Genomic DNA, 11,628 nt, shown 5'->3' on the forward strand with positions numbered 1-11,628 from the left:
CGAAAGTGCGCAATACAGTGGCCTCCTTCCTTCCCGCAGGGTCACCGCCATGAGCCAGAACGTCTCCGTCCCCCCTCTGAAACCAGTGTTGTTCGTATTGACCAGCCACGGCATCAAGGGCAGCACCGGGCAGCCGACCGGGTACTACCTCGGCGAGGTCACCCACCCGTTGGCGGAACTGCAGGCGGCCGGCATAGCGGTCGAGTTCGCCTCGATCCAGGGCGGCGAGCCGCCGGTCGACGGCCTGAACCTGGACGATCCGATCAACGCGCGTTACTGGGCGCAACCCGAGTTCCGCGAGGCGGTGCGCCACACCCGGCGCCTGCGCGAGGTCGACGCCTCGCGCTATGCCGGCATCTTCTTCGCCGGCGGTCACGGCGCGATGTGGGACTTTCCCGGCAACGCCGATGTGCAACGCGTCGTCCGCGAGATCTTCGAGGCCGGCGGCCCGGTCGCCGCGGTCTGCCACGGCCCGGCCGCGTTGGTCGACGTCACGCTCGGCGACGGTGCCTATCTGGTAGCCGGCAAGAACGTCAGCGCCTTCACCGACAGCGAAGAACGCGCAGTGCAGCTCGAGCGGGTCGTGCCGTTCCTGCTGGCCTCCACCCTGGAGCAGCGCGGCGCGCGCCATCGCCCCGCGCCGGACTGGAACGCCAAGGTGGTCGTCGACGGGCGCCTGATCACCGGCCAGAACCCGCAGTCGGCCAGCGGGGTAGGGGCGGCCCTGCGCGATGCCCTGCTGGCGCAATGAACCCGACCTTCGTCCGAACCGAAGTCCACCAGACCGAATCCACCAGGAACTCATCATGAAATCCCTCCACAGCCTCGCCATCGCGACCGCCTTGTTTCTCGCGGCCGGCTCGGCCCAGGCCGGCGACGTGCTGGTCGTGTTGTCCGATGCCGATCGCCTCGAACTGAAGGACGGCAAGGTCTTTCCGACCGGTTTCTACCTCAACGAACTGATGCAGCCGGTCAAGCTGCTGCTCGATGCCGGCCACCGGATCACCTTCGCCACGCCGACGGGACAGGCGCCGACCGTCGATGCGAAATCCGTCGACCCCATGTACTTCGGCAACGATGCGGCCGACCTGCAGGCGCATCAGAACCTGCTCGAGCGGTTGAAGTTGACCTCCAGGGAGAACTCGCCGGTGCTGAGCCTGGCGCGGATCGAACAATTGGGCTACGACCGGTTCGATGCGGTCTACATCCCCGGCGGCCACGCGCCGATGCAGGACCTGCTCAAGAGCCCCGCGCTGGGACGCTTGCTGGCCGACTTCCACGCGCACAACAAGACCACCGCCCTGGTCTGCCACGGGCCGATCGCGTTGCTGTCGACCTTGCCCGATGCCGCCGGCTACGCGGCCTCGATGGCCGCCGGCCAGGCCCGGCGCCGGCCGCAGTGGATCTACAGCGGCTACCAGGTCACCGTGATCAGCAACCAGGAAGAAGAGCAGGCCAAGCCGCAACTCGGCGGCGGCGAGATGCAGTTCTATCCGCAGACCGCCTTGCAGCAGGCCGGGGTGCGCTACCGCAGCAACTCCGCGCCGTGGGCCGCCAACATCGTGATCGATCGCGAGCTGATCACCGGCCAGAACCCGGCCTCGGCGATCGGCGTGGCGCAGGAGCTGCTCAAGCGCTTGAAATAGCGCCAGCATCGCCGCCCGGCGACGGTGCCGCATTCGCTTCCTGCGGTATTCGCCGGCTGAACGGTGGCCGGCGCGGCACTGCTGCATCGCAGTGCGCGCGAGCTACAGGTTTTCAGGCTTGAACCTGTTGAGCCGGCTGAGGTGGGCGCCGGACACCATGAACTCGGCGTCGCCCCGATAGTGAAGGGTCTTCGGGCGTTTCGGAGAGGCCGCCACATGGGCCTTCACGACCTGCCAGATAAACAATCCGTACTGATCGATCTGGCGGTCGTCGACCAGCTTGCACTCGAAGTTGGCATGGCACTGCGCGATCAGCGGCGCCCGGATTTTCTCGGCCGGTTGCGCGGTCAGGCCGAACTTCTCGAACTTGTCGATGCCGTCGGCGCCGCTGCAATTGCCGATCGCGGCGACGGTATCGACCAGGTCCGAGGTCGGCAGGTTGATCGCGCACTCGCGGCTGCGCCGGATCAGTTCGAAACTGTAATTCTCCTCCCAGATGTAGCAGGCGAACAGCGCCGGCGAAAACCCGAGCATCATGTGCCAGCCCATCGTCATGATGTTGGTGCGGTCTTCCCATCGCGAGGACACCAGGACCACCGGGCCCGGCTCCAGGTAGCGACGGATCTCGCTCACCGGGAAATCCTGTTTCTTGCGATTGGGCATCGCGATTCTCCGGAGAAACGGCGGCGGCACCGGCTTCGCGACAAAAGAGCGGATTGCCGCCCACCGGCCAGTGGCGATGCGCCGCGGCGGCGACCCGGCTCGCCTCGCGTATCGAGTGCCGGCATGCTCGTCGGCGCTGTGCGCCTGGGCGACATCTAAAAGCCGCGGGCGTTACCCGTACGTGAGCATCGCCACGGCAGCGCGTAACGAATGGGGAACTGGCCTGCATCGCCATGCGGCTTCGTCCGGAACGATCCCGTAGCCCCACGGGCGGGCTAAGCGAGCCGCAATGTATCGGGGTATCCTGCCGTCCGCTCGACCCGATCGGCACGGCCGTTCGGCGCGCGCCGGGATGCCGAGGTCGCCGGACTGTTCGACTTGCCCCAAGGAGGGACGTTTCATGCATGCATCGCTATCGTCGCTGCGCCCACTGCCGTGGATGAGCCTGCTTCTCGTGCTGTTGAGCGGATGCTCGCCCACCTTGTTCGAATCGCCGCCGAGCGGCGCCCCGGTGGCCTGCGATCCTCGCCTGGTGGGTCACTGGTTCAGTGGCGAGCCGATGGAACAAGGGGCGCAGGAGCCCAGACGCGGCGATGAAGAAAACGGGCATTTCGAGGTCCGGCCCAAAGACTGCGGCTTGATCTCGCGCGAGACCGGCCGCTGCCCCTCGGACCTGACCGGACTGCGATTCTCTTATCTGCCCGATGCCGGCGGCGGATACATCCTCGCGACCGCCGCCGCTTCCGCCACCCAACCGAGTTCATGCCAGCGCATGGAAGACGGGCAGGACGGCAGCCGCGAAGACGAAGAGCCGCTACTGCGCGATGGATTCATGCTCTATCGGTACTCAGTGAGTGCGGACCGGATCGCCATCCACGGAATGGATACCCGGCGCGTGGCGCGATTGATTGCCGCGGGCGATCTGGACGGCCGCATCCAATACACCGGCAGCGATCAGGAAGAGATCCGAATCGCCTCGGCCGGGCAACTCGACCGCTTGCTGCGCTCGGCGAAGGCGAACGATGAGGATCCGGAGCTCACCGCCTTCGTAACCGGCGACAGCCAACAGGTCGATGCGCTGCTGGCCTCGCGCAAGGATCTGTTCTTCGCCAGACCCGGCATCATCCTGCGTCGCGACCGCGAGGCGCCCGGGCCGGGTAATGCCTCGGTGAAGCCATCGCCTGTTCCGCGTCGATAGTCCGGCGCCAGGCGACGTTGCGCGAGCTGAGTTGCGCGAGCCGATAACCCGGCCTCAGCCGGCCCGCGCCGCGGCGGCGTTGACCGCCCATTGCGCGGCGAATGCACGCCGATAGGCGGGGCGTGCTTCGCCGCGCACGACATACGCGGCCAGTCCGGGAAATTCGTCGAGGATGCCCGACGGCCGCAGCCTGAGCAGCACGGACACCATCATCAGGTCGCCGGCGCTGAACGCGCCATCGAGCCAGTCGGCATTGCCCAGGCGGACGGACAGCTGGACCAGCCGATGGCGAATGCGATCTTCGACCAGGGGCAGGCGTTCCTTGGCCCAGGGCCGGTCGCCTTCATGGAACTTGGCGACGACGAGGTCGAGGATCGGCGGCTCCACGGTATTGAGCGCGGCGAACATCCAGCCGATGGCCCGCGCCCGCGCATTGGCCTCCTCCGGCAACAGACCCGGATGACTTTGCGCGAGATGCAGGACGATCGCGCCGGTCTCGAACAAGGCGAGATCGCCGTCCTCATAGGTCGGAATCTGGCCGAACGGCTGCAGGCGCAGATGGGCGGGCTCCTTCATCGCCCGGTACGACACCAGGCGCACCTCGTACGGCTGGCCCACCTCTTCCAGCGCCCAGCGCACGCGCGTGTCGCGCGCCAGGCCCTTGCCGCCGTCGGGCGACCGTTCAAAGGCGGTAATGACGACGCTCATCGTGATGCTCTCCTGGTAGACACCGGTTCGGTTTTGCTTGCTTCAGCAGTACGACGAACGAGCGGACCCGGGTTCGACATTATCGGGAGATCGCAGGCGCGATGGCGACTCGGCGGTCCCGGGCACGAGACGCGGGAGGGCGCCCATCGCGACCAAAACACTTATGCTCGCCGGGTTGATCGACGGCCGGGCCGGGCCGGGCTGGGTCGAACCTTCCGGAGGCGTCATGACCATCAAGCGCATGGACAATATCGGCATCGTGGTGGAAGACCTCGACGCCGCCATCGAATTTTTCGCCGAACTCGGCCTGGAGTTGGAAGGACGCGCCCCGATCGAAGGGGACTGGGCCGACGGCGTCACCGGCTTGCGCGACATGCGCGTCGAGATCGCCATGATGCGCACGCCGGACGGTCACGGCCGGCTCGAGCTCTCGCGATTCCTCGCACCGCCCGCGGTCGCCGATCGCCGCGACGCGCCGGTGAATGCCCTCGGCTACCTGAGGGTCATGTTCACCGTCGAGGACCTCGACGACACGCTCGCCCGCCTCGGCAAACGCGGCGCGAAGCTCGTCGGCAAAGTGGTCGACTACCTCGACACCTATCGGCTCTGCTACCTCCGCGGCCCGGAGGGGATACTTGTCGGGCTGGCCCAGGACCTCGGGCAGCAGGCGCCGCGATAGGCGATCGCCGGCGTAGCACCCTGTGGCGGCTCGGCTTCGCTATAGCCGCCACAGGGTGATCACGACGATCTGCGGCCTGGCCCGCATCAATAGTCGAGGCGCACTCGCAGGCCCACGGTGCGCGGATCGTTCCAGTAGCCGCGGATGAAGCCCCCGGCGTCGTCGGCCCAGTTCTTGGTCATCTTGTCGGTGGCGTTGAGCACGTACAGCTCGGCGCGCCAGAACGAGGGCGACTTCAGGCTCAGGCTGGCGTCCACCGTCGTATAGGCCTCTTGCGCGTCGGAGATGTGCGCGTTGTCGAGGTTGCGCAGGGTGAAATACATCTTGTCCTGCCACTTCACGCTGAGCCAGGGCACCAGCTCATAGCCGTTGCCGAACTTGAAGGTGTGGGAGACGTTCACGCCGGCGGTGAACTTCGGCGTCATCGGCAGATGATGGCCGGTGATGTCGTAGATCTGGCGGCCGGCCAGGGTCGGGTCGGGGCCGCTGTAGGGTTCCGGGCAGGGCACCGCGCCGAACTCTTCGCGCACGCCGCAATTCCATTCGTCGCTGAAAGTGGGGTAGTCCTTGATCTTGCTGTCGATGTAGGAGAAGAAGCCGCCGATGCGCGTGTTCGGGGTGGGCAGGTAGTCGACTTCCAGTTCCAGACCGGGGATGTTGACCGTGCCGACGTTGACCGTCTGCCACTTCTTGATCACGTCGCAGGTCGGGTCCCAGTCCGGGCAGGGCTCGTTGACGTGCACTTTGGCGGCATAGAAATCGCCGGTCACCTGCATGTCTTTGTAGCGGCTGTAGAAGGCGGTGACCGACAGGCTCAGGCGCTTGTCCAGCAACAGCCCCTTGTAGCCGATTTCGAAATTGGTGACGGTTTCCGGCTGGTACGGGAAAAAGGTGTATTGCGGGCCGGGCGGGCCGTCCACGCAGACCTTGCCGCCGCAGGCATCGTCCTTGTCGCCGAAGCCGCCGGCCTTGTAGCCGGTGGACAGCGAGGTGAACAGGATTTCGTCGTCCGACAAGTCCTTGGTCAAGCCCAGGCGCCAAGTGACCTTGCGCCAGGACTCGGAGTGTTCGTTCTCGGCCGGCGGCCCCCACAGCTTGTAGGCATCGATGCCGCCGAACGGTCCCATGCGCTCGGTGAGGTCGCGGCCGTTGTGGGGACGGAAGCCCGGCTCGCCCGGCGTGCCCGGGTGGTACAGGCCGTTGTAGTAGGCGGTGGATTCGGCGTCCCAGCCGCCGTAGACCTGGCCGCCGCGGTCGGTCTTGGAGTCGCGGCTGTAGCGTGCGCCGAAGGTCGCGGTCCAGGTGGGAGCGAAACGCCAGTCCGCCTGGGAGAAGATCGCCTTGGCGTCGATCTGGCGGTTGGGCTGGTGATAGAACTGGCTGATCGGGTAACCGAACGGCGCGTTGACCAGCATTTCCTGGGCGTAGTTGATCTGATTCTTCTCGTGCATCCAGAACAGGCCGGACACCAGCTTCAGGCGTTCGCCCTGATGCTTGAACTGCAGCTCGTGCACGAACGACTTGTACTTCGAGTCCAGGGTGATCGAGGTGTTGTCGCGCACCGGCCACACGCCCCAGTCGCCTTCCGGCGGTACCGGCAAGGTCGCGGTGACCTGCGAAGGAATCTCGTGGTAGCCGCCGTCGTCGTCGGCGATCTGCGAGCGCTTCTGGGTGGCGAAGGCGACGCTGTATTCGATGCTGTTGCTGTCGCTGAGGAACCAGTTGAGGTTGGAGCGCACCGTATCGATCGACATGTCGGTCTTGCCGGGCACGTTGATCTTGACGTCCCACTTGCCGCCCTGGCAGGCGAAGCGGGTGCCGGCAGCCTGCTTGCAATCCTTCAGCCCCACCTGGCCCGCGCCGGAGTTCTGGAATTTTTCGTACGCCAGCAGCCACTCGACGTCGTCGGTGACGGCGAAGCGGGCGGCGAGGCGCACCGCCCATTCGTCGCGGTTGTAGTAGTACTCGTCGCGCCCGACCTTGACGTTGCGGCGCTGATCGACGTCGGGGATGCCGTCGGCGATGAACCCGCGCTCGGGAATATCGACGTCGGTGAAGTCCTGTTGCTGGTCGACCCAGCCGTCTCGCTCGACCTTGGTCGCGGACAGTCGCAGGGCGAAGCGGTCGTTGACCGCGATGTTCTGGATCAGGTTGAGCTGGCGCAGGTTATAGCTGCCCACGTCGAGCTCGGCGCTGCCGAAGCTCGAGTCGAAGCGCGGCTTGGCCGGAATGATGTTGATGCTGCCGCCGGTGGAGTTGCGGCCGAACAGCGTGCCCTGCGGGCCGCGCAGCACTTCGACCTGGTCCACGTCGAACATCAGCGCCAACGCGCCTTGCGGGCGCGGCGAGTACAGGCCGGCCACGTGCAGGCCCACGGCCGGGTCGCCGATCTCGGTGAAGTTGTTGGCGCCGATGCCGCGGATGCTGACCTGCACGCCGGAATCCGGGCCGGCGGCGATCTGCAGATTGGGCATGCTGCCGGACAGGCCGCGCACGTCGCGGATGCCTTCGCGGGTCAATGCTTCCTGGGTGACGGCGGTGACGGTCACCGGTGTTTTCAGCAGATCCGATTCGATGCGGGTCGCGGACACGTGCACGGTCTCGAGCGTGGTGCGGGCCTCGCCGGGCTCGGCCGGCTTGGCCCCGGCAGGCTCAGCGCCCGCCAGCCCGGCCCCGACCTGTCCGGCGCTGGCCGGTTGGCTCTCGCCGGCCGCCCTGGACTGGGCCATGGCCGGTGCGGTCGCGCAGCCGATCAATACTGCGGCCACCGCGACGGCGATGCCGGTCGGTCGAACATCGCTGGGATGCTTTTTCATCATGGGCTCCTGGTTGTACGGCGGCTCGGGCCGGCGGCCCCGCGCGCAGTGGCTGATGGCGTCGCCCGCTCAGGACGAGGCAGTCGTGTTCGAAGCGGGCCTGTTCGAAGCGGATGTGTCTTTCGCCGAGTACACGGTGCGGTTGCGTACCAGCGGCCTGGCCCAGGCGCCGACGCTGAGGATGTAGAGCAGCGGTATGAAGACCAGCGACAGGCCCGCGCGCAGACCCCAGTGATCGGCGATGAAGCCGATCAACAGCGGCACGATCGCGCCGCCGAGGATGCCGCTGCACAAGATTCCCGAGAACGCGCCGTGGTGCTGGGTAACCGAGTTCAAGCCCAGCGAGAAGATCACCGAGAACATCACCGACAGAAAAAAACCCACGGCGGGAAAAGCCAGCGCGGACAGATCCGCGGGGCCGTAGAGCGCGAGCGCCAGGCAGACGATGGCCAGGCTCGAGAAGATCGCCAGTACCCACTTCGAATCCATCAGCTTCAGCAAGCCCAGGCCGGCGAGGCAGCCGAGCGACATCAGGCCCCAGAAGCGGCTGACCGCGATGGCGCCCTGGTCGGTGGCCGACATGCCGTGATAGCTGTGCAGGAACTGCGACATCCAGTTGGCCAGGGACTGCTCGGTGCCGACGTAGGCGACGATGGCGAGGAAGAACAGCCGCACGTCGCGGCGTCGCAGCAGGCTGCGGTAGGCCTCGCGGCTGCCGGTGCGCTCGTCCTCCTTCAATGCGACCGCGGGCAGCGGCAACCTGTAGTTGAGCAGGACCAGCAGCACGAAGGCGGCGCTGAAGTACCAGTAGAACGTCAGCCAGGCCAGCGGCTGCCCGTCCACGCCCGGGCGCTGCATGTAGTACTTGAATACCAGCGGGCTGAGGAACGAGGCCAGACCGAACACGAGTTGCGCCATCACCGAGAAAAAGGCGAAGTGCTCCTCGCCGGCGGCCGTGCGCATCAGCGGGTTGATCACCACCTGCAGCAGCGCCATGCCCAGACCGATGACGAATAACCCGGCCACGACCGAGACGTACCCCGGCATCACCGCGATCGCCAACGCGCCGATGCAGTTCAGTGCGAAGGCGGCGAACAGGGTAAAGCGCGCGCCCCGGGCTTCGATCAGCACGCCGCCCGGAATCGAGATCAGGCCGTAGGCCAGGAAGAACGAGAACGGCATGAAGCCGGCCATGGTCAGGCTCAACTCGAAATCCTGGATGGCGATCGGCATCAGCGGCCCGATCAGGTTGGTGATGAAGGAGATCGCGAACCAGATCAAGAGGATGTAACTGACGATCATCGGCCGGTGCGTCATGGTCGCGCCTTCGGGTCAGGATTGCGGCAGCAGGCAATGCGAGAGCTCGCCGGGGGCGATGCTCTTGCGCGGGAAGCGGGGCAGGATCGCGCTGGCGGTGCGGCAACCGGCGGCGAGCGCATCGCGCAGGCCGGTCTGGTTCGCGCTGGCTCGATGCGTGCTGGCCTGGCGGGCGCCGGCTTGATTGGGGTGGGCCTGATTGGGGTGGGCTTGGTTGGCGCCGGTTTGAGTCAGGCGCGCCGCCAGATAGCCGGTGTTGAAGCCGTCGCCGGCGCCGACGGTGTCGAAGATGTCGAGGGCCGCTTCGCCGGCGTAGCGAATGCTGTGTCCGTCGACGTGGCCCAGGGCGCCGGCGGCGCCGAGCTTGACGATCAGATAAGCACCGGGCTTGAGCAGGTCGGCGACGCGCTGCACGGCCAGCTCCAGATCTCGGCTGTCTTCCAGGCTCGGGCTGCCGTCCGGACCCCGATCGCCATCCCGACGGTCGGCGATGCTCATCGCTTCCAGCTCGTTGATCAGCAGATGGTCGCAGTGGGCCAGCCAGCCTTCGACCTCCCGGTGCACCTGGGGCGTCCAGCCTTCCGGCGGCCAACCGGTATCGAGCGCGACCCGATAGCCCTTGGCCGAGGCCTCGGCCAGCAGACGGCTGAAGTCCTCGCGCAGCGCCGGCAGCAGGAACGGGGCGGTGAACAAGGCGACGCTGCCGGGCGATGCCGGCGGCAGGTGTGACAGTACGAAGGCCCGGGTCAGGTGCTGCAGATGCCCGCAGCTGGTGAAGAAAGTGCGTTCGCCATGCGCGTGCAGCAGCCCGACCGACACGGTGGTGTCGCTGGCGCAGGTCTGCAGGTCCACCTGGATGCCTGTCAGTTGCAGCCGCAGCCACTGGGCCAGGTCGTCGTCGCCGATGGCGCCGATCAGATGCGGGCTGAGGCCGAGGTGGCGGGCGGCGAGGGCGGCGTTGGCCGCCGAGCCGCCGGCACGCAGCTCGCTGCGCGGCAGCAGTTGCTCGGTACCGATCTTGGGCCAGCCGTCCAAGGTGCCGAGGACGAGGTCCACGCTGACGTCGCCGACGATGACGAGTCGGGGCGGGTCGTATTCGGGCTGGGCGAGCTCGGGCGGACCGGCCTGCGCCGGCCTCGACTCGGACGAGCCGGACTGAGACGAGCCGGACTGAGACAAGCCCGATTGGGACGAGCCGGATTGTGGTGGACCGGACTGGGGCTGATCGAGCTTCATGGGCCGACTATAGGCAGCCCGATTTCGCCCTGTCAATAAAAATATCCAGTGGAAGTATAATTAAATCCGACGCCCGCCGACGACTGGGCGATGGCCGAGCAATTCGGCCGCCTGTTCACCAAGCTCGTCCTTCTGGAGACCCTCCAGGCGCGGCGAAAGCAACTCGTGGATGGGCAGCACTGCGGCGCCGAGCAGCGAACAATCTTCCTCGCGCTGGGAAATCATCAGCCGCGGCAGTTCCGGAGCGGGGCGGCCGCGTACCGAGCGATGCAGCGGTTGGGCGAGGTCGACCAGGCGCTGCACCAGTTTCTGCGGCGCCGATCCGCCGATGACGATGGTCTGCGGGTCGAGCATGTTCTCGATCATGCAGATGGCGTCGCGCAGCCGCTGCGAGGCCTGCAGGCACCATCGTTGCAGCGGCTGATCGTCGGCGTCGTCCAGGCGGTCGAGCAGATCCGGGGTGCGGATCTGGCCGTCGTCCAGGCTCAGCGCCTCGGCCAGCGAATGCAGCGACAGATAGCGCTCCAGGCAGCCCTGATTGCCGCAGTAGCAGGGCGTGCCGCCCGGCACGACCGGCACGTGGCCGATCTCGGTGGCGTTGCCGTCGGCGCCGCGATAGGTGTTGCGGCCGACGATCAAGGAACCGCCCAGGCCCATGCTGAGGTGCAGGTAGAAGAAATTGTCCAGATGCCTGGCGACCCCGTACAGGGTCTCGCCGAGCGCGCCGGCCACGCTGTCGACGCTGTGGAACAGAGGCAGGCCGGTGGCTTCCTGCAACTGGTCGAGGATCGACAAGTCCTTCCAGCCTTCGAGCGCGGTGGGGCCGACGAAACTCAGTTCGGTGTCGCCGAGCGGGCCGGGCAGGGCCACGCCGATGCCCCATAGCCGGCCGTTGGCCCGACGGCGCAGCTTGGCCACCAGTTCGAGCAGGCCGGCCAGCAACTGCGGGCGATCGCAGCCCTGCAACTGCACCTCGCAGCGGGCATCGATCTGGCCCAGCAGATTCACCAGCGCGCCCGAGGCGCGGCCCGGTTCCAGGCTGATGCCGATCGATTGGCCGGCGTCGGGATTGATCTCGAAGGCGATCGGCGGCTGGCCGCGCGTCTTCAGGTCCTTCTGCCGGCGCGAGACGATCAGGCCGATCGATTCCAGCTCGTTGGTGATGTTGGCGACCGTCTGCGGGCTGAGCGAGACCTTTTCCTGGATGTCCTTGCGCGAGGCCGCGCCATGCTGGCGTATGAAATCCAGCACCAGCCGGCGGTTGTAGGGGGCGCTGGATTGCTGGGTGGCGCCGCGACCACTATTCATGGGTTCGAAACCGGTTGGGCAGGGGAGGGTCTCGCATTATTCATACATCCATGTGAA

General features: G+C 66.7%; 10 protein-coding genes. 4 read left to right on the top strand and 6 right to left on the bottom strand.

The features are described from left to right. Window positions 1-49: 49 nt before the first annotated feature. Window positions 50-751, top strand: coding sequence for a type 1 glutamine amidotransferase domain-containing protein (locus AC6CH2_RS02650; RefSeq protein WP_498267812.1), 702 nt, complete (start codon window positions 50-52; stop codon window positions 749-751). A 55-nt stretch (window positions 752-806) separates the two neighbouring features. Further along, window positions 807-1,646 carry a type 1 glutamine amidotransferase domain-containing protein gene (locus tag AC6CH2_RS02655; RefSeq protein ID WP_498267813.1) on the top strand — a complete coding sequence of 280 codons (840 nt, stop codon included), beginning with the start codon at window positions 807-809 and terminating at the stop codon, window positions 1,644-1,646. Window positions 1,647-1,748: 102 nt separating this feature from the next. Here AC6CH2_RS02655 and AC6CH2_RS02660 read toward each other — a convergent pair whose 3' ends face one another. Next, on the bottom strand, window positions 1,749-2,309 hold the full coding sequence (locus AC6CH2_RS02660) for a flavin reductase family protein (protein WP_498267814.1): 561 nt from the start codon (window positions 2,307-2,309) through the stop codon (window positions 1,749-1,751). A 400-nt stretch (window positions 2,310-2,709) separates the two neighbouring features. On the opposite strand from AC6CH2_RS02660, the gene AC6CH2_RS02665 reads away from it, so the two are divergent. Then, window positions 2,710-3,507, top strand: a complete 798-nt coding sequence (locus tag AC6CH2_RS02665) for a hypothetical protein (protein WP_498267815.1) — start codon at window positions 2,710-2,712, stop codon at window positions 3,505-3,507. A gap of 54 nt (window positions 3,508-3,561) precedes the next feature. On the opposite strand, the gene AC6CH2_RS02670 is transcribed toward AC6CH2_RS02665, so the two are convergent. Then, window positions 3,562-4,215, bottom strand: a complete 654-nt coding sequence (locus tag AC6CH2_RS02670) for a glutathione S-transferase family protein (protein ID WP_498267816.1) — start codon at window positions 4,213-4,215, stop codon at window positions 3,562-3,564. Window positions 4,216-4,441: 226 nt separating this feature from the next. Here AC6CH2_RS02670 and AC6CH2_RS02675 point away from each other — a divergent pair, with 226 nt between their 5' ends. Further along, window positions 4,442-4,894 (top strand): VOC family protein, encoded by a 453-nt coding sequence (locus tag AC6CH2_RS02675; RefSeq protein ID WP_498267817.1) that lies wholly within the window; start codon window positions 4,442-4,444, stop codon window positions 4,892-4,894. Between the two features lie 86 nt (window positions 4,895-4,980). Here AC6CH2_RS02675 and AC6CH2_RS02680 read toward each other — a convergent pair whose 3' ends face one another. From AC6CH2_RS02680 to AC6CH2_RS02695, 4 genes are all read right to left on the bottom strand, one after another. Beyond that, window positions 4,981-7,710: a TonB-dependent receptor gene (locus AC6CH2_RS02680; RefSeq protein ID WP_498267818.1), complete on the bottom strand. Its 2,730-nt coding sequence runs from the start codon at window positions 7,708-7,710 to the stop codon at window positions 4,981-4,983. Between the two features lie 69 nt (window positions 7,711-7,779). Next, complete coding sequence (locus tag AC6CH2_RS02685; protein ID WP_498267819.1) at window positions 7,780-9,027, bottom strand: MFS transporter; 1,248 nt, start codon at window positions 9,025-9,027, stop codon at window positions 7,780-7,782. Between the two features lie 15 nt (window positions 9,028-9,042). Next, window positions 9,043-10,206 carry a carbohydrate kinase family protein gene (locus tag AC6CH2_RS02690; RefSeq protein ID WP_498267820.1) on the bottom strand — a complete coding sequence of 388 codons (1,164 nt, stop codon included), beginning with the start codon at window positions 10,204-10,206 and terminating at the stop codon, window positions 9,043-9,045. A 117-nt stretch (window positions 10,207-10,323) separates the two neighbouring features. Then, window positions 10,324-11,571: an ROK family transcriptional regulator gene (locus AC6CH2_RS02695; RefSeq protein WP_498267821.1), complete on the bottom strand. Its 1,248-nt coding sequence runs from the start codon at window positions 11,569-11,571 to the stop codon at window positions 10,324-10,326. Window positions 11,572-11,628 lie beyond the last annotated feature (57 nt).

This window comes from Lysobacter sp. GQ73, assembly GCF_059758755.1.